General features: G+C 50.9%; 15 protein-coding genes. 7 read left to right on the forward strand and 8 right to left on the reverse strand.

Annotated features, from left to right (window positions below):
- Window positions 1–27: 27 nt before the first annotated feature.
- Window positions 28–1,443: a Si-specific NAD(P)(+) transhydrogenase gene (gene sthA, locus CWE11_RS02380; RefSeq protein ID WP_126776009.1), complete on the forward strand. Its 1,416-nt coding sequence runs from the start codon at window positions 28–30 to the stop codon at window positions 1,441–1,443.
- Here the strand turns inward: sthA and envZ are convergent.
- From envZ to CWE11_RS02395, 3 genes are all read right to left on the reverse strand, one after another.
- Window positions 1,424–2,734 (reverse strand): two-component system sensor histidine kinase EnvZ, encoded by a 1,311-nt coding sequence (gene envZ, locus CWE11_RS02385; RefSeq protein WP_126776010.1) that lies wholly within the window; start codon window positions 2,732–2,734, stop codon window positions 1,424–1,426. The genes sthA and envZ overlap by 20 nt on opposite strands.
- A complete protein-coding gene (gene ompR / locus CWE11_RS02390) occupies window positions 2,731–3,465 on the reverse strand; it encodes an osmolarity response regulator transcription factor OmpR (RefSeq protein ID WP_126776011.1) in 735 nt (244 codons plus the stop codon). The genes envZ and ompR overlap by 4 nt, the downstream gene beginning before the upstream one ends.
- 117 nt (window positions 3,466–3,582) lie before the next feature.
- A complete protein-coding gene (locus tag CWE11_RS02395) occupies window positions 3,583–3,822 on the reverse strand; it encodes a hypothetical protein (RefSeq protein WP_126776012.1) in 240 nt (79 codons plus the stop codon).
- Window positions 3,823–3,984: 162 nt separating this feature from the next.
- Between CWE11_RS02395 and greB the strand changes: the two genes are divergently transcribed.
- Window positions 3,985–4,476, forward strand: coding sequence for a transcription elongation factor GreB (gene greB / locus CWE11_RS02400; RefSeq protein WP_126776013.1), 492 nt, complete (start codon window positions 3,985–3,987; stop codon window positions 4,474–4,476).
- A gap of 21 nt (window positions 4,477–4,497) precedes the next feature.
- Here the strand turns inward: greB and CWE11_RS02405 are convergent, their stop codons facing one another.
- Window positions 4,498–5,043 (reverse strand): DUF3016 domain-containing protein, encoded by a 546-nt coding sequence (locus CWE11_RS02405; RefSeq protein WP_241971715.1) that lies wholly within the window; start codon window positions 5,041–5,043, stop codon window positions 4,498–4,500.
- 220 nt (window positions 5,044–5,263) lie between these two features.
- On the opposite strand from CWE11_RS02405, the gene csrA reads away from it, so the two are divergent.
- The 3 genes from csrA (at window position 5,264) to CWE11_RS02420 (ending at window position 8,834) form a co-directional block, all read left to right on the forward strand.
- Entirely contained in the window at window positions 5,264–5,455 is a 192-nt protein-coding gene (csrA, locus tag CWE11_RS02410; RefSeq protein WP_126776015.1) for a carbon storage regulator CsrA, read from the forward strand.
- Window positions 5,456–5,561: 106 nt separating this feature from the next.
- Entirely contained in the window at window positions 5,562–7,880 is a 2,319-nt protein-coding gene (locus tag CWE11_RS02415; RefSeq protein WP_126776267.1) for a Tex family protein, read from the forward strand.
- An 18-nt stretch (window positions 7,881–7,898) separates the two neighbouring features.
- Window positions 7,899–8,834, forward strand: a complete 936-nt coding sequence (locus CWE11_RS02420) for an AEC family transporter (RefSeq protein ID WP_241971701.1) — start codon at window positions 7,899–7,901, stop codon at window positions 8,832–8,834.
- 397 nt (window positions 8,835–9,231) lie between these two features.
- Here CWE11_RS02420 and CWE11_RS02425 read toward each other — a convergent pair whose 3' ends face one another.
- Complete coding sequence (locus CWE11_RS02425; RefSeq protein ID WP_126776017.1) at window positions 9,232–10,236, reverse strand: acyl-CoA desaturase; 1,005 nt, start codon at window positions 10,234–10,236, stop codon at window positions 9,232–9,234.
- A gap of 140 nt (window positions 10,237–10,376) precedes the next feature.
- Here CWE11_RS02425 and fabR point away from each other — a divergent pair, with 140 nt between their 5' ends.
- Together fabR and CWE11_RS02435 are read left to right on the forward strand one after the other, a co-directional pair.
- Window positions 10,377–11,009, forward strand: a complete 633-nt coding sequence (gene fabR / locus CWE11_RS02430) for an HTH-type transcriptional repressor FabR (protein WP_126776018.1) — start codon at window positions 10,377–10,379, stop codon at window positions 11,007–11,009.
- A 105-nt stretch (window positions 11,010–11,114) separates the two neighbouring features.
- Window positions 11,115–13,142, forward strand: coding sequence for a S9 family peptidase (locus tag CWE11_RS02435; RefSeq protein WP_126776019.1), 2,028 nt, complete (start codon window positions 11,115–11,117; stop codon window positions 13,140–13,142).
- Between the two features lie 49 nt (window positions 13,143–13,191).
- On the opposite strand, the gene CWE11_RS02440 is transcribed toward CWE11_RS02435, so the two are convergent.
- The 3 genes from CWE11_RS02440 to coaD all read right to left on the reverse strand — a co-directional run bounded on the left by CWE11_RS02440 (window position 13,192) and on the right by coaD (window position 18,316).
- The gene (locus tag CWE11_RS02440; RefSeq protein WP_126776020.1) at window positions 13,192–15,969 is read right to left on the reverse strand and encodes a putative bifunctional diguanylate cyclase/phosphodiesterase; all 2,778 of its coding nucleotides are present in this window, start codon (window positions 15,967–15,969) and stop codon (window positions 13,192–13,194) included.
- Window positions 15,970–16,088: 119 nt separating this feature from the next.
- A complete protein-coding gene (gene pckA, locus CWE11_RS02445; RefSeq protein WP_126776021.1) occupies window positions 16,089–17,690 on the reverse strand; it encodes a phosphoenolpyruvate carboxykinase (ATP) in 1,602 nt (533 codons plus the stop codon).
- A gap of 134 nt (window positions 17,691–17,824) precedes the next feature.
- Window positions 17,825–18,316, reverse strand: a complete 492-nt coding sequence (coaD, locus tag CWE11_RS02450) for a pantetheine-phosphate adenylyltransferase (protein ID WP_126776022.1) — start codon at window positions 18,314–18,316, stop codon at window positions 17,825–17,827.
- Between the last annotated feature and the right edge of the window lie 164 nt (window positions 18,317–18,480).

Raw genomic sequence — 18,480 nt, forward strand, 5'->3', positions numbered from 1 at the left:
CACAAGAATGCAAGCAAGGAAATCGGTATGGTCACCGTAGAAAATAAATCCCATCAATTCGATAGCATCGTCATTGGCTCCGGACCAGGTGGTGAAGGCGCGGCGATGATGCTCGCAAAACGGGGACAACGCGTTGCAATTATCGAAGCGGAAAAACAACTTGGGGGCGGCTGTACCCATTGGGGAACCATTCCCTCAAAGGCGCTACGACACTCAGTAAGCCGATTGATTGAATTCAACTCAAGTCCGTTGTACTCACAAAATCGTTTACCCCAGCGGCTAACCTTTAAAGAGATTTTAAAACACACGAGCTCGGTCATTCGAAAGCAGGTCCGTTTGCGGAGCTCGTTTTATGAGCGGAATGATGTGACAGTTATTCATGGTGTTGCTCGCTTTGTCGATGAACATCATCTGGAGGTCACCCATCCTGACGGTTCCGTCGACACACTCCGTGCCGAAAACTTTGTTATCGCAACAGGCTCCCGCCCCTATCATCCGCCGGACGTGGATTTTACTCACCCGCGCATCTACGACTCAGACTCAGTCTTAGGCCTTGCGCACGATCCGAAGACCATCATTATTTTTGGTGCGGGTGTGATCGGCTGTGAATACGCGAGTATCTTTCGGGGCCTTGGCTGTAAAGTTGATTTAATTAACGTGCGCCAGCGGCTTTTGTCATTCCTAGATACCGAGTTCTCCGATGCGCTCAGTTATCATTTGCGCAACAGTGGGGTCGTGATTCGGCACAACGAAGAGTACGCCAGAATTGAAGGACGTGACGATGGCGTATTGCTTGAAACCAAATCTGGGAAACGTATTTTTGCCGACTGTTTGCTGTATGCCAACGGACGCTCTGGCAACATTGAAAAGTTGAATGTTGAGGCCGTTGGCTTGACGCCAAATCATCGCGGCCAACTTGAAGTCGATGACAATTATCGCACCACGGTGCCACATGTTTACGCGGTGGGTGACATCATTGGTTACCCGAGCCTTGCGAGTGCGGCCTACGATCAAGGTCGGTTTGCGGCCACAGCGGTGCTTGAGGGAGAATGCGAAACCAAGCTCGTTTCTGATATCCCAACGGGGATTTACACAATCCCGGAAATCAGCTCAGTCGGTGCAACGGAAGAGGAATTAACCGCGGCGAATGTCCCTTATGAAGTGGGGCGGGCGCAATTCAAACACCTTGCACGAGCTCAGATTGCGGACAGTTTGGTGGGAAGCTTAAAAATACTCTTCCATCGGGAAAGTAAAGAAATTCTCGGAATCCACTGTTTTGGCGAGCGTGCCTCTGAGATTATCCATATCGGTCAGGCGATTATGGAACAAGAGAACGGCGGCAATACCATTGAGTATTTTGTGAACACGACGTTCAACTACCCAACCATGGCTGAAGCGTACCGAGTCGCCGCGTTAAACGGGCTCAATCGTTTAGCGCCATAGCATTCATATATCGTGGCAGGCGGACGGTAATCTCTAATCCGCCGCCCACTGCATTCGAAGCAATCAACTCACCACGATGCATTTCAGTAAACCGTTTCACAATGGCTAAGCCAAGTCCGGAGCCCTCATCGCTTCGGACTTTATTTCCTCGGGTGAATGGTTGGAACATCTCTTCTAATTGCTCATCCGGGATTCCGTTTCCATGGTCTCGCACGGTGAACCAAACAAATTCAAAGTCCTCGGATACCCCATTGCTGATCACGATCGGCTCGCTACCGTAACGCCTTGCATTGGTAATCAAGTTGGAGATAATCCGTTTGATTGCAACAGGCTGAAGTTCAGCGTCAGGAACCTCCGTGAGTTCAAGTTGAATCCAATCCGGATTTAAATACTGACTGGATGACACAACCTCTTCAATCAAATCAGCGAGGTTCACAAAACTGAAGCCCGCCCGCTCCCGCGCACGGGCGAAATCGGCAAACTGCGCCAAAATGCCGTTCATGTCCTCAATATCACTGATGATGCCATCCACCAAAGGATCCGACGGGTCCATCATCTCCACGGCCAACCGGATCCGAGTTAATGGCGTTCGCAGGTCATGAGAAATACCGGCCAGCAGAAGTGAGCGGTCACTCTCCATCTGGCCCATACTACGTGCCATCCGATTAAATGCTCGCGTCACGGCAACTAACTCAGAGGCACCTCGCTCAGGAAGCGAGCCGGGAAAAATCCCGTGGCCCATGCGATCAGCCGCTTCTTTCAATTCATGAAGGGGTTGGTTTAATGAGCGGGCAAACCACGCCGCACTGATGACGCTGAACAGTCCAATCAAAAATAGAAATAACAGCAATGGCGAAAACCGGCCGTCATCGAGTTGCGCCAGAGGAATACGAAACCAGTTTGGATGCGAAGCGGTCCTTACCCAAACGTAAAGCCGGTCCTGACTTCCGAGGCGCAACTCTACCGGCTCTCCAAGTACCTCAAAAAGCATATTGGATAAAAACTGATAATGCGTTGCTTCATTCACACCAAGTGCTTCTGCTTCCAGGACAGGAAGGCTCTCCACGCCACTGATCTCACGATACAGCACTTTGCCGCCCTCGGTGCCTTCGACATCAATAAACTGGGCGACTGTGACGTGGCGTGCGACCAAGGTACTTAGCTGATCAACACCCGGTTTCACAACATACAACACCAGCAATAAGTAGGTCAGCGCCAAGTTTAAAACCAACACCGCAGCAATCAGTGCCATGGTGCGGGCAAATGCGGTTTGCGGAAACAGCCATTTCATTCGTTGATCGTCGCGGCGGGTTCGTCTGGGACGAAGACATACCCAAGGCCCCAAACGGTTTGCAAGTAGCGAGGGCTCGAGGGCTCCGCTTCAATCAGTCGTCTTAACCGGGAAACTTGAACATCAATGCTCCGTTCCAAAGCACTGTAATCGCGGCCGCGCGCAAGGTGCATTAACTTGTCTCGTGAAAGGGGTTCGCGCGGATGGGTGACTAGCGCTTTCAGAACAGCGAACTCACCGCTGGTCAATGGAATCACACGGTCGCCCTGTGCGAGCTCCCGGGTACCCAAGTTAAACCGAAAACCGCCAAATTCGATCTGCTCTGCATCTTGGCTGGGCGCCCCTGGGGTGACGCGTTGCTGACGTTTCAAAACTGCGCGAATGCGGGCAAGGAGCTCTCGGGGATTGAAGGGTTTGGCTAGATAGTCATCGGCGCCATTCTCAAGGCCATTAATCCGATCCATCTCGCTGCCTTTCGCGGTCAGCATGATAATCGGCAGGTTATTCCCTGATGCGCGAAGACGTCGGCAAATCGAGATACCGTCTTCACCGGGCAACATGAGGTCAAGCACCATCAAATGGAACGTTTCCCGAAGCAATAAGCGATCCATCTGCGCACCGTCGGCGACCGCGCGAACCACAAAGTTTTGCTCTTGTAGATATCGTTCGAGAAGCGCACGTAAACGCACATCATCATCGACAACAATGACACGGAATTCTGAATCAGACATGAGACTCGCTTGTTACTTGTTATTATCAACCACAAAAGTAGTGTATGGGCACGCCGCGAGGTTGGCAAACCCTTCTGGATGGTTTTACCCATAAATTTGACTCAGTGCGCAGGGAATCTAGTTTTCTGGCTGCGCACTTGCGTCTGTATCATCGAGTGGGTCAAGTCCACTGGTGGTGGATACGCGTTTCATTGGGTACTGCACCCAAACCACATCCACACCCGAGGCGCGTGCCGCGCGCTCAATGCGGGCGACCTCTTCCCAATCCACGACAAGCCGAGAGTTGCTTGAATAGCCTCCTGCCGACGTACATCCTGCGAGCAACATCGCGGCCAATGCTATCATCAGCATTCGCATAGCGACCTCCACGTACGTATAAACAGCGATATCACAGTGATCATCACGTAAAAATCACTGCATTTATAAGTATAGCGCTTGTAAATCAGGTCGGAATGAAGAAATATCGCGACAAATCAATCTGATGTCCCAGCGACCCACAGAACGAGCACGAGGCTAACTTTGAGAACAAACCTAATCACCCCCGAAGGCCTAGAGAAATTGAAAAAGGAACTCGACTACTTATGGCGAGAATACCGACCGGATATCACAAAAAAAGTGGCGTGGGCGGCAAGCCTTGGGGACCGCAGCGAGAATGCGGACTACAAAGAGAATAAGCGTTTGCTGCGTCAAATCGACAGTCGCGTCCGTTTCCTGCGTAAACGGATCGATGCGGTAAAGGTGGTTCATTATGCGCCCGCTCAAGATGGCCGCGTATTTTTTGGTGCATGGGTGGTGATCGAGGATGAACAGGGAGCCACTCGGCAGTTCCGGATTGTTGGACCCGATGAAATTTATGGTCGCACGGACTACATTTCAATTGATGCACCAATGGCACGCGCCCTCCTCAAAAAAGAGGAAGGCGACGAATTCAGTGTAAGTACACCGGCCGGTACAAAGACCTGGTTTGTGGTATCCATCCATTACGGTGAAACACCGCCGGAAAACCGTTAAAAAACCGCTGGACTACCGGAGCTAATCACGCAAGAAGGTTTGTAAAAACCAACGGTTAATCATACGCGCTTCCGGCGCAATCATGTCGCGATCGGTTCGGTTCAAACGTGGAAAACGTCCCTGACCTTCAGGTCGCGTAAGCGAACCCTCGATGCGCACATCCTCGCCATATTTGAAAGTATTTCCTTCCCCATCCTCTAGGCGAAAACTTAACGTCATTTTTGGCACGTCATTCGGCATGACGACGCGCTCGTACTCACTCTCAGGACCAGTGGCTGGCTCGACTCGTCCAGCTCGGTCGATATCACTGACTTCAATATAGAGTGTATGGTCGTCATCCAAGTGCATCGATGCAAGACGCTGAAAATGACGTTCTAAACGATCCAAATAAACCTGGCGAAACTGACCGTTATATCCCACGTACGTTGATTCGATGTCGGTGAACTCTTCTGGCTTATCCCACTTCACTTCCACGGTTGCAGCCTGCACCGTGCTCGCAAACGCGAGCAATAAAAGTGACATACAAGCCAATCCCATTTGTTTGATCGTGTGTTTGAATTGTTTCATCACGCAATCCTCCTCACTCATGTAAAAACATCTGTACAAGTATAGACCTTGAATACCCGCAGAAGTGCAATTCAAACGTTCTCTTGAAGAATCAATATTTTGCCTATTCTGTAAGACCATGTTATAACAACAGTTATACTAACAAGAGATGATAATTAGTCATCCTGATAGTGCTAAAAAATAAAAACAACAATGACGATTGCTTTGAGGCCCCCATACCATGCTTATTCTGACCCGAAGAATTAGTGAAACGATGATGATCAACGACGATATCCGGATTACCGTTTTGGCAGTCAATGGCAGCCAAGTGAAACTCGGAATCGATGCGCCCAAAGATGTGAGCGTGCACCGCGAGGAAATCTACCTGCGCATCCAATCACAACAAGAAAATGAGTCATCCACTCCATCTTAACTTACCGATTCTTTCCTTTCTCCCTGCCCACGATTGAAAACTTCGTGCTAACATCGGCGTCTTTGAAGAACAGTGTAACGAGAGAGTAGAGAGCGGTATGTCTGCAATGAACAATCTAGGGCAACAAATAGCCGAGGAGCTTGGGGTTCGAGTTGCCCAAGTGGAAGCGACTGTAAAACTTCTCGATGAAGGTGCTACAGTGCCCTTTATCGCTCGCTACCGCAAAGAGGTAACGGGCGGTCTGGATGACACACAACTGCGTAATCTTGCTCAACGCCTGACCTACTTGCGGGAACTGAGTGATCGAAAGAACGTCATCTTGAAGAGTATTCAAGATCAGGAAAAATTAACGCCTGAACTCACCCAAAAAATCAGCGCCTGTCTCTCAAAAACAGAGCTCGAAGACATCTACCTCCCCTTTAAACCAAAGCGTCGGACCAAAGGACAAATTGCGATTGAGGCAGGGATAGCGCCGCTCGCTGAAACCCTCCTGATGACCTCAGACAACCCAGAGTCACTCGCAGAGCACTATATCAACGCTGATGCAGGCTTTGGCGATGTCAAAGCAGTCCTCGATGGGGCTCGTTTCATTCTGATGGAGCAATTTGCAGAGGATGCGGATTTACTAAAACAAGTGCGCGCGTCTCTGTGGAAAACAGCCCACCTCACCGCGTCCGTTGCACCCGGTAAAGAGCATGAAGGTGCGAAATTCCGCGATTATTTTGATTACCGTGAAGCGATACAAAAGATCCCATCGCATCGTGCCCTCGCACTCTTGCGGGGTAGAAATGAAAATATTCTTCATCTGAAGCTTGATGCAGACCCTCACGCCGAAGACAGTAGTGCAGCGCGTGAAAGCCAGTACGAAACCCTGTTAGCACGTCACTTTCAACTGGACACAGGGCCTTCCGCCGCCGGTCTGTGGCGTAAACAAACCATTCAATGGACCTGGCGTATCAAATTCTTACCGCGCATGGAGACCGATTTAATCGGTCAGCTGCGCGAGCTTGCAGAAACAGCCGCAATTGATGTATTCGCCACGAATCTAAAAGACTTATTGATGGCCGCACCTGCTGGACAACACACCACCATGGGACTCGACCCAGGAATGCGCACCGGTGTGAAAGTCACCGTGGTCGACGCGACCGGGAAGCTTTTAGGCTTTACCACCATTTTCCCCCACGCACCGCAGAATCAGTGGGATAAGTCCCTGCGTTCATTGGCCGCCTTGGCCAAGCAGCACAACGTAGAACTGGTCGCTATTGGGAATGGGACGGGATCGCGGGAAACCGATAAGCTCGTGGGTGAGTTGATGAAACTTCATCCAGAGCTGAATCTCACCAAAATCATGGTCAATGAGGCCGGAGCATCCGTGTACTCAGCTTCTGAGCTCGCAGCTCTCGAGTTTCCTGACCTCGATGTTTCATACCGAGGCGCAGTCTCGATTGCACGGCGACTCCAAGATCCCCTCGCAGAACTCGTAAAAATCGAACCGAAATCTATTGGTGTTGGCCAATATCAACATGATGTGAGCCAATCTCAGCTCGCTGCAAGTCTGGATGGCGTGGTTGAGGACTGTGTGAATGCTGTTGGGGTGGATGTTAATACCGCATCCGTTCCTTTGTTGGCTCGTATCGCCGGCCTGAATCGAAATTTGGCGCAAAACATTGTCAGCTTCCGAGAGCAAAACGGGGCATTTACTGAGAGAAAGTCCCTACTCGACGTCCCTCGCATGGGGCCCAAAAGCTACGAACAGGCCGCTGGATTTTTACGTATTATGGGCGGCAAGAATCCACTCGATGGCTCCGCTGTTCATCCGGAAGCTTACCCCTTGGTTGAGGCAATCGCGCAGAAAAGCGGCAAGCCGCTACCGAGCTTGATTGGCGACACGGAGTTTTTGCGGAATGTGAAAGCAACCGATTTCACCGAAACAGGTTTTGGTCTCCCAACCATTAGCGACGTTTTGAAAGAACTTGAGAAACCCGGTCGTGATCCGCGCCCTGAGTTCAAGACCGCTCGTTTCAAAGAAGGCGTCGAAACGATCGCGGACCTCACCATCGGCATGACCCTTGAAGGCGTGATTACCAATGTGACCAACTTCGGTGCCTTTGTTGATATTGGTGTGCATCAGGACGGTTTAGTTCACATCTCTGCACTAGCGGACAAATTTGTCGATAATCCCCATGATGTCGTCAAAACTGGTGACGTCGTGAAAGTCAAAGTGCTCGAAGTCGATGCCGAGCGGAAGCGGATTGGTCTCAGTATGCGACTCACTGATCCAGTAAGCTCAGAACCAACGAAGGGGCAGACTTCACCGCGGTCTGCGCAAAGCAAACCGGACCGCAAGCGGCCAGAGCGCAGTGCACAACCCGCACCGATCAACAATGCCTTCGCAGAAGCTTTTGCGAACGCGAAGAAGCGCTAGTCTCTGCTGATGAGTGCGATGATCCTGATCTTGGCCTATCTCGTGATAGGCCTCTTTTTGAAGCGCGCCAATCTGCTCCCCGTGAATACAGGGCAGGTCCTTAATCAGTACGTAATTAACGTCGCTGTGCCCGCCATGATCTTACTCCATCTGCCCTTCCTTGAAGTCGGCATGGATGTCCTCACACCCGCCATTATGCCTTGGGTTCTTTATCCCATAGCGATTGGTTTGGTTCTGCTGTGTGCGCGCATCTTTGGATGGAATCGTGAACTGACCGGCGCCATGTTGATCATCGTTCCGCTTGGGAACACATCGTTCCTAGGATTCCCCATGGTCGAAGCGTTTTTCGGGAGCCAAGGACTTCCTTACGCTGTGATATATGACCAAGTCGGATCCTTTATCGCACTCGCTTTTTTCGCAACCTTCTTTGCCGCAATCTACGGTCGCAGTGGCATTTCAGGCTCTGACGGAGAAGCCCCACATGGCCGCCCGCCCATACGTGAGCTGGTGAAGAAACTGCTTTTGTTTCCTCCCGTGATCGCACTCGTGATCGCACTCACCGTGGGTCAACAAGAGTATCCGGGTATGCTGCAGGAGCTCATTGAGACCCTCGCTGCAACCCTCGTGCCCGTTGTAATGATTGCGGTTGGGTTTCAATTGCAGTTCCGAATTCCGCGCAACGACCTACTTCCCTTCACACTCGCGATGATCATCAAGCTCATCATGCTTCCTTTGATTGCCCTTGGAATCCTGATGAGCATCGGTCAGGCTGGACTCGCCGCCCAAATTACCGTTTTTGAGGCCGCCATGCCATTTATGATTACCGCTGGAGCCGTCGCAATTGGTGCAGGCCTCAAGCCACGACTGGTGGCTTCATTGATTGGATATGGCGTCATTGTCGGTCTCGCCACCCTTCCCATCTGGGCCCTCATCATCCAAAGCGTTCTGACATAACCAACTCTAATCCCCCGCCGGGTGATGACCGTAGCCAACGCATTGCGTTGGGCGCGCGGGTTGAAAACGCTGCCGGCGCCGGGTGATGACCGTAGCCAACGCATTGCGTTGGGCGCGAGGGTTGAAAGCGCTGCCGGCGCCGGGTGATAACCGTAGCCAACGCATTGCGTTGGGCGCGCGGGTTGAAAGCGCTGCCGGCGCCGGGTGATAACCGTAGCCAACGCATTGCGTTGGGCGCGAGGGTTGAAAGCGCTGCCGGCGCCGGGTGTTGACCGTAGCCAACGCATTGCGTTGGGCGCGCGGGTTGAAAGTGCTGCCGGCGCCGAGTGATGACCGTAGCCAACGCATTGCGTTGGGCGCGCGGGTTGAAAACGCTGCCGGCGCCGGGGTTGTCGGTTTATTTCAGGGAGCGCACCATGCGACGACGCTCGTACCAACGCTTGCGACTTTGGTAATAGGCACGCATGTCGGCAAGGATGTCATCATATTCCTGTTGCAGACGCTCAGCGACCGATTGCTTGCGTGCCGAGAGCCGCTGCATCAGCATTTCCAAACGCGCCTTTTCGATCTGGTACGGATTCGTTCGTTTCAAGTTCCACGCCAATTTACACCACGACAAAACACCAATAAGCCACTTTGTCGGATCAAAGTGATACCAACGGACACCATTACGGTAATCCCCACTGAAGATATGGTGAAAATTATGATAGCCCTCACCAAACGTCAGAAATGCTAGGAACCCGTTATCACGTGCCGAATTACGATCGGTATACGGTTGCTTACCCCAAATGTGTGCTAACGAGTTAATAAAGAAGGTACTGTGATGCCCCAAAACCAAGCGCAGGAAACCCGCAAATAACAATGCGCCCCAAACTTGACCAATCAACAACCCTATCAACAGCGGGACACCAATGTTCATAAACAGCGTGAGGGCCAAATAATGCTTGTGTTGCCACATCACGATCGGATCCTTCTGCAAGTCCCGAGCGTTCTCATAGTTTGAGTAACGTTGTTCTTGATATTCGCGCAGCATCCAACCAATGTGAGCGAACCAAAATCCACGACTAATCGAATAAGGATCTTTCTCCGGATGGTCGACATGCTTATGGTGCTCCCGATGATCAGAAGACCAATGCAATGCACTGTTTTGCAGCGCCAGCGCGCCACCAAGCGCAAAAAAGATTCGCACCGTCCAATGGGCATCATAGGCCCGATGCGACCATAAACGATGATAGCCGGCCGTAATCGATAAACCAGACCACAAGGCAAGTACCACCCATGCCACGAAAAGTGACAAAGATAATCCTTGCGCCCAGAGGTACCAAGGGACACCAATCAAAGCGACCAGAAAAGTGATGGAGAAGACACTGACATTAAGCCAGATTAGAGGTGGTTTTTTCATACAAACTACTTTTTAGCGAACAACTGTACGCTGAATTTAAAGGTTATCACAAGATTGATCAAGTTAATTCGTGTAAATTGCACCTACAGATGTACACTGTGTTGGTGTAAAACGAATTATCTTACGGATGGACAAACGGAATGGTGGGAATACGAGCCAAACAAAAAGAGAAGACACGGCGCGCCCTAATTGATGCTGCATTGAATCAGTTGAGCCCACAGGTTCCCTTCTCGAGCCTGAGCTTGCGAGAAGTTGCTCGAGAAGCGAATATTGCGCCCACCTCTTTCTATCGCCACTTCCAGAACATGGATGAGCTCGGCTTAACCCTTGTAGATGAGGCAGGCCTCACATTACGTCAATTGCTTCGCCAAGCCCGACAACGACTGGCCAAAGGCGGATCCGTTATCCGTATCTCGGTCGAAATCTTTATGGATTTTATTAGCCAGAACAGCAGCGTATTTCGCCTGTTGCTGCAAGAACGCTCCGGCACATCCAAAGAGTTTCGGATGGCAATTGCGCGTGAAATTGAGCATTTTAAAGCCGAATTAGCGGATTACCTCCGTACCGATCGCCAGTTACCGGAATGGGTTGCCGAAATCCAAGCCGATGCGATGGTGCGTGTGGTTTTCAGTGCTGGAGCCGACGCACTGGACCTGTCGGCCGCTGAGCGACAAATCATGGCAGAACAAACGATTGTTCAGCTGCGTATGATTGCTCGAGGCTCAGATTCCATTAAGAATGAAGCACCACAACCGTTCGTGAAAACCCGATAACAATAAAGACAGGTAAACACCGATGATATGGAATACGATTCCACATCCTCGCTTTTCGTACCCTGACAACTCGTAACAAAATGCGTTCGATAAAAGGAGAACCCGATGACACGATGGTTTTTAGTAACGCTTATTGCATTCCTCGCTTGGCTTCCAAGCCAGGCTGCTGAACGCGATATCACACTCGAAGAAACAATTACCGTTCAACGCGTATCGCAAGCGGTCACAAGTTCTGATGGCGAACTGACCGCTTTCACCCGGATCCGCCCCCGTACACCGTATCAAGATGATGACGGTCCAGCATATGTTGAGCTCTTTGTCGTCAATGCAGCAGGTGAGAAAACTCCATTTATTACGGGCGATCTGCGCATTGGACAAATCGCATTCTCCCACGATGACAAACATCTCTATTACCTTGCGCAACGTGGTTCCGATCGCCATACCTCACTGTATCGAATTCCGGTAACCGGCGGCGAGTCGACTCGCGTCTATCAACATGACGTTGCTATGGGGAGCTTTAGCCTTAGTTCGGACGGTAACTACGTCGCATTTCTTGCCCGCGAGAAAGGCCCAGAAAAAGCCGAGGAATTGGCGCGCAAAGGGTTCCGGGCACAGATCTATGAGGAAACCATTCGTAAGACTCAAGTGTGGCTTTTGTCATTGACAGATACGGACGCAAAAGCACAAGTGATTGAGCGTGACGACCATGTTCATTCCGTTCAGTTTCGTCCAGAACACGCGCAGCTTCTGCTGCGGGTTGCCCCTACACCACTGGTCGACGATGACCTCATGCTCAGTCAATACGTCATCATCGATACTGAGGGCTCGAACGTCGTCTCCATCCAAAGTGAGGGCAAACTTGGGCGCGCTGCATTTGCTCCGAATGGACAACAACTTGCATTCATTGGTGCTGAAGATAAGCACGATCCGAAGGAAGGACGTCTCTATCTGGCTGATCTGAGCAATGGCGCCATCCGTGATATCGCACCGGGCTTTCCAGGTCATGTGAATGATGTAATCTGGATGTCGAACGAGGACGTACTTTGGCTTGCTGACATCAATGTTGAAACCGATCTGCGGAAAACCAACATTCGCACACAGCAAACCTCAACGGTCGTTCCTGCGGAGCAAAAGATTTTCACACGCGTCGTGTTTGCCCATGAGTCAGGTCTACTCACCACCATTGCGCACCATGCATCGCACCCGACCGAAGTCGTGCAGTGGCGTGGCGAGGAGCTGGTTCGACTGACCGACTCAAACCCATGGTTAAATGACGTCCGCCAGCCGCGTCAGACTGTTGTTCAACATGAAGCTCGCGATGGACTTCTTTTGGAAGGTATTCTGGTCTACCCCCATGACTACACGCCAGGTGAGCGGGTTCCTGTCATTATGTCGATTCATGGCGGACCTGAAGCGCACGTGCGAAATGGCTGGAACAACAGTTATTCGAACCCAATCTGGTACGCGGCGCAACAAGGCTTCGCCACATTCTTTCCGAACTATCGAGGAAGCACTGGACGCGGAGTCACCTTCAGTAAACTCGGTCAGAATGATTACGCCGGGAAAGAGTTTGACGATATTGTCGATGCGAAAGAGCATCTTGTTGCGATCGGACTCGCAGATCCTGACCGCGTCGGTATTACCGGCGGCTCCTATGGCGGATACGCCTCCGCGTGGGGAGCCACCAAACAAACCGAACACTTTGCGGCGAGCGTGATGTTTGTTGGCATTAGCAACAATCTGTCTAAGTTCGGTACCACCGATATTCCCAACGAAATGTACCTTGTGCACGCGCGAAGCTACCCGTGGGACAAATGGCAATGGTACCTGGAACGGAGCCCTATTTATTGGGCTGAGCAAGCGCGTACACCCATTCTGATTATGCACGGTGCCGAAGATACTCGGGTCCACCCAAGCCAGTCCATGGAGCTGTATCGCTATCTCAAAGTGCACGGTAATGTCCCGGTTCGTCTTGTTCTTTATCCGGGCGAAGGGCACGGAAATCAGCGGGCCGCTTCGCAGCTTGATTACGCCATGCGCTTAATGCAATGGATGAACTATTACCTCATTGAGGAGGGAGATGACATCCCGCCTTACGAACTTCCCCATGCGGAACGGTTAGGTAGTCAATAAAATCGACGAAGGAATCACGAAGTATAAGGCCTGCAGATGCAGGCCTTTCTTATGCTTGATTGGTTTTCGAATAACGCTCCAGGAAAAGGACAAGTTCTGAGTAAGGCATCGGTTTTGCAAAATAGAAGCCTTGCATCAAGTGGCAGCCAGCTGCCTCCACAAATGCGGCCTGTTCCTCGGTCTCAACCCCTTCGGCCACGACCTGCAACTTTAACCGCTTCGCCATGGAGATGATCCCACTCGCAATGGCTGCGTCATGCTCTCCCCCAATCACATCTGCAATAAAGCTGCGGTCAATCTTAAGTGAGTCGACAGGCAGCTGCTTTAGATAAGATAAGCTCGAAAAGCCCGTACCAAAATCATCAATGGCAATCGAGAAATTCTGACGACGTAATGCTTCGAGTGTCCGAATCGCTTGGCGTGAATCTTCGAGCAAAATACTCTCGGTTAACTCCAGGTGAAGCTTACTTGCATCAAACCCCGTCAAATTGAGCGTATGCTTCATCGACTCAATGAAGTTCGCCCGGTGGAATTGAATTGCTGACAAATTAACGGATACTGCCAAATCACCATACGCCTGAAGCGCCACTCCATCATGGCAGGCCTGCTGTAACACCCACGAACTAATCGGAATAATTTGCCCCGACGCCTCCGCAAGCGGAATAAACTCTGCAGGAGAAACGTAACTTCCATCCTCTCGCTGCCAACGCAGAAGCGCTTCGACACCGACCACCTTCCGGTCATGTGCCGAGAAGATAGGTTGATAGAACAGCTGCAACGCATTTTGCTCCAAGACATGTTGAAGCTCATTTCTCAGTGTCACCGAGGAATGGAAACGCTCGGAAATATCCGCCGTGTAGAATTGATAATGATTCCGCCCTTGCCGTTTAGCTTGATACATCGCCATATCCGCATCTTGTATCAGCTGCTTGGGGTCCGTTGAGCTTTCTTTGGTTGTTGTGATGCCCACACTGGCCGTTACATACAAACGATAACGTTCAATCAGAAATGGCTGAGCAATGGATGAAAGAATATCGCCGATCAAATCCGTGAGAGGGCTACCCTGTCCTAAGCGCGGCACCATGACCACGAACTCATCGCCGCCAAAGCGGGCAACCACGGAACCATCCCGCATACACTTTTCGATGCGATGAGCTGTTTCAATTAGGAGTTTGTCACCAATCGCTAATCCAAGACTGTCATTGATCGGTTTAAACCCGTCGAGGTCAATAAATAAAACCGCGAGCGACTCTCCCTGCTCATCATTCCGACGCGCATGATGTCCAATCATCTCCTCCATCACGGTCCGGTTAATTAATCCGGTCAAGCCGTCATGGGTGGCTTGTAATTGCAATTGGGAGCGCTGAGCACGTAGTGTTTGCCCATTTTCAAGACTCACTGCAAGCAACATCGCAAGGAGCCAACCACCGCCGACCACCAAGGTGTTTAAATTTGCGGCGCGCCGAACCTCTTGGGTGTCCACCAAAAAACCTTGGAGCGGAAGTTGCATGCCTAATGGAAGGCGCATCATACGTTGGAAAGCAAATAACTCGGAATCAGAAAAATCAGAGTGCCGCCTGATCTCAGTAAAGCTGCCCTGACTATTCAACAGATAACCCCGCTGAACTCGTGCATAGGTTCTAAAAGGAGACGCGATTTCATGCTGCGACGGATCCACGGATCGGGCGAAATCAAATACGGCAACCACATATCCGAAATGATGACCATTTACATTCGTTTGGAGACCGGTATAGCGAAAGATGGGAACTTTTAAGACAATCTTCGGCTCGGACATTTCGACAATCGATTCAGTCGGAATATAGAAAGCCGCTTGGCGTTGGGTGGTTACTAGCCACGATCGGATTTCCTGACTGTCTTTCAGGTGCTGCATTGACGGACTTTCTGGACGTGTCTCCTCCCACACTAATTCACGTTCGGGCGAAAGAAAAAAGATACTATCAATCTGCTGTAAGTCGTTTAGATAGGATAATGTATCCATCTCCATGAGACGCTCAAGGTCTTCAGCCGACGCATTTTGCCAGCGATTCACCAAGCGTTGAATGAGTCGGTAGTTTTCGAATGAGCCCTCTTCTCGCGCTTTAGCCGCCTCCTCAACAGCTCGAACCCCCTGAGCTTCAATACGGCTGACCATATCACTACTCAGCAGGAACCAAATAAAGGCAATGATCGTTACGCCGACACTGGCCATCGCCAGAGCCCGAAAACTCGGTAAGGTTTGACGCCCTTCGGTAAATCGTGACCCAAGCCACAGGGCAACGCCCAGCAGAATCACAAAGAGACTGGCCAGCCCCGCCAGTACCGGGTGCGGTGCCGACCACTGATAACCCTCGTCGACCCAACACAGCAAAGAAAGCAGGGTTCCAACCACAACCAGAATCGCCCCGCTGACCCGCCACAAAACACGACGCTTATTCGCTGAAATACCAAAGCTCACGCACACACCAACAAATGCATATAAAAATGCGATTGGCCAATTTACCGCGGGTTTTGCAAATGGGGTCTCAAAACTGGGAAAGAATGAATACTGGGAGAGTCCGACAGCGATCGAATAGCCGGCTGCTAAGGTGAGTGCCACCCCGATAAGAATCCGCAACCATGCGGCACCGCGAACCGTAACCCATAGGCCAAGCCCGCACAAAAGAGCCGTAAGCGCTGCGCGTGGCGATATAACCTGAGCGATCGGTTGCTGATTTAATTGCGCGTACGCCACAAAAAATCCGATCACGCCGGTCACAATTGCGGCAATAACAATCGTAAAGTAACTCGCTAACGCTCCATTCGACGGAGCAGCATGTGGGCCATTCAACGGACGCGAACCTGTTTGTTATTATTGTGTTGCCAGTGTATGAGAATTGGTAAATCAGGTCAAAACTTCTCCCATAAAAAAAGCCAGCGGATGCTGGCTTTTTTGAAGTAAGGGCGCTGTTAAAGCTGCGGACCCGCAGCGACGAGCGCTTTCCCTTCCGCATTGTCAGTAAACTTCTCAAAGTTCTCGATAAAACGTCCGGCCAAGTCCTGAGCTTTTGCATCCCACTCAGCGACATCACCGTAGGTATTTCGCGGATCAAGGATGCTGCTGTCTTCCACTCCTGCTAATGCTTTGGGCATTGCGAGGTTGAAGTACGGCAATTGAACGAATTCTGCATTCTCAATACTGCCATCGAGGATTGCGTCAATGATGGCGCGAGTTGCTTTGATTGAGATACGCTTGCCCGTGCCATTCCAGCCCGTATTGACCAGATACGCTTCGGCCCCTGATGCAGCCATCCGCTTCGCCAATACTTCCGCGTATTGTGTCGGGTGAAGGCTTAAGAACGCTGCACCGAAACATGCTGAGAAAGTGGGTGTTGGCTCGGTGATACCACGCTCGGTTCCAGCCAACTTTGCTGTGAAACCTGACAAAAAGTGGTATTTCGCTTGCTCCGTTGTCAATTTAGAAACCGGCGGAAGAACACCAAAGGCGTCCGCTGTTAAGAAAATGACTTTCTTTGCATGACCTGCCTTTGAAACCGGCTTCACAATGTTATCGATGTGATAAATCGGATAGGAAACCCGTGTGTTCTCGGTTTTTGAGCCGTCGTTATAATCAACGGCGCCGTCGTCAAGAACCGTTACGTTCTCCAGCAATGCATCGCGGCGAATGGCTCGGTAGATATCAGGCTCTGCCTCTTCAGACAAGTTGATGGTCTTCGCGTAGCAACCGCCTTCAAAGTTGAACACACCATCATCATCCCATCCATGCTCGTCATCACCGATCAATTGACGCTTTGGATCCGTTGACAATGTGGTTTTCCCGGTACCTGACAAACCGAAGAATACAGCCACATCACCGGCCTCGCCCACGTTTGCAGAGCAATGCATCGAGGCGATGCCTTGCAGCGGCAGAAAGTAGTTCATCATGGAGAACATCCCTTTCTTCATCTCGCCGCCGTACCAGGTTCCGCCAATCAGCTGCATCCGCTCAGTCAGGTTAAACGCGACAAAGTTCTCGGAGTTTAAGCCTTGGGCTTCCCAATTTGGATTCGTGCATTTCGCGCCATTCATCACAATGAAGTCGGGGCTAAAACGCTTCAGCTCTTCTTCGCTCGGACGGATAAACATGTTTTTCACGAAGTGCGCCTGCCATGCCACTTCCGTGATAAAACGCACGGCTAAACGCGTGTCCTCATTTGCACCGCAGAAGGTGTCGACCACAAATAAACGCTTGCCCGATAGCTGCTGAGTGACAAGTCCTTTCAGGCTGTCCCAGACTTCCGGGGTAATTGGCTTATTGTCGTTCTTGCCTTGATCAGACCACCACACCGTATCGCGGGTTGTGTCATCCCGCACGATATACTTATCTTTAGGGGAACGTCCTGTAAAAATACCGGTATCGACTGCAACTGCACCTGATTGGGTGACCCGACCTTTTTCATAGCCGGACAGTTCGGAACGGGTCTCTTCGATGAAGAGCTGCTCATATGAAGGGTTGTATACGATTTCGGTGACGTCTGTTATGCCGTACTGGCTCAAGTCCAGATCAGTCATGCGAAGAACTCCTGCGGGTACAAAGTTTATTTTGGGTTCGAAAGAGATTAATGCGAAAACGCTGGCGATTTTTCGCGCGAATCATACCCTTTTCGGGGCAGAAAAGATAGAACAAATGAGACAGGGTGCGCGTTTTAAGCGTGCTTTGTTTTGAACTTCTGCTGTAAAGCATACGCTACCTTGGCATGAGTAAACTGCCCAACATCGCCTCCATGCAATGCAACTTCCTTCACGAGGGTAGAGGAAATGAAGGAGTTTTCTTCCGAAGGCGTTAAAAAAACGCTCTCAAGATCCGGATTCAGACGACGATTCATATTCGCCAGTTGAAACTCGAACTCAAAATCAGATACCGCCCGTAGTCCTCGGATAAGAACATGCGCTTGACGGTCTTTTGCGAGGTCAGCAAGCAGTCCAGTAAATCCAATGACCGTGACGTTATCAAGGGGGGACGTGACTTCTTCCACCAACCGAACCCGTTCCTCAAGCGTAAACAGGGGCTGCTTGCTGGTATTGGCGGCCACCCCAACAATCACTTCAGAAAATAATTTTGAGGCCCGTTGAATGAGGTCAAAGTGGCCATTCGTAATGGGATCAAAAGTCCCAGGATAAATTGCACGTCTGTACATAGAAACTGCTCTTTTCTCGCGATCCGAGGCTGAGTACAAGGAATAGCGTAAGAATAACGGAATCAATGAATATCGTCCAACGCATCGCAGACTCGAGTTTGCGCACCGGAACCTTTATTTTACGCTGGACCCACCACTTTTCCCCTGTTTTCTACTGCAAAGCA

Origin of the sequence: Aliidiomarina sanyensis (assembly GCF_003987175.1) — a bacterium.
Lineage (GTDB): Bacteria > Pseudomonadota > Gammaproteobacteria > Enterobacterales > Alteromonadaceae > Aliidiomarina > Aliidiomarina sanyensis.

Coding starts and splice junctions, on each gene's coding strand:
- pckA (WP_126776021.1), bottom strand. CDS start 17,690: ATGACTGATCTGGACTTGAGCCAGTACGGCATAACAGACGTCACCGAA.
- CWE11_RS02435 (WP_126776019.1), top strand. CDS start 11,115: ATGACACGATGGTTTTTAGTAACGCTTATTGCATTCCTCGCTTGGCTT.
- fabR (WP_126776018.1), top strand. CDS start 10,377: ATGGTGGGAATACGAGCCAAACAAAAAGAGAAGACACGGCGCGCCCTA.
- ompR (WP_126776011.1), bottom strand. CDS start 3,465: ATGTCTGATTCAGAATTCCGTGTCATTGTTGTCGATGATGATGTGCGT.
- CWE11_RS02405 (WP_241971715.1), bottom strand. CDS start 5,043: ATGAAACAATTCAAACACACGATCAAACAAATGGGATTGGCTTGTATG.
- coaD (WP_126776022.1), bottom strand. CDS start 18,316: ATGTACAGACGTGCAATTTATCCTGGGACTTTTGATCCCATTACGAAT.
- CWE11_RS02420 (WP_241971701.1), top strand. CDS start 7,899: ATGATCCTGATCTTGGCCTATCTCGTGATAGGCCTCTTTTTGAAGCGC.
- CWE11_RS02425 (WP_126776017.1), bottom strand. CDS start 10,236: ATGAAAAAACCACCTCTAATCTGGCTTAATGTCAGTGTCTTCTCCATC.
- envZ (WP_126776010.1), bottom strand. CDS start 2,734: ATGAAATGGCTGTTTCCGCAAACCGCATTTGCCCGCACCATGGCACTG.
- CWE11_RS02395 (WP_126776012.1), bottom strand. CDS start 3,822: ATGCGAATGCTGATGATAGCATTGGCCGCGATGTTGCTCGCAGGATGT.
- sthA (WP_126776009.1), top strand. CDS start 28: ATGGTCACCGTAGAAAATAAATCCCATCAATTCGATAGCATCGTCATT.
- csrA (WP_126776015.1), top strand. CDS start 5,264: ATGCTTATTCTGACCCGAAGAATTAGTGAAACGATGATGATCAACGAC.
- CWE11_RS02415 (WP_126776267.1), top strand. CDS start 5,562: ATGAACAATCTAGGGCAACAAATAGCCGAGGAGCTTGGGGTTCGAGTT.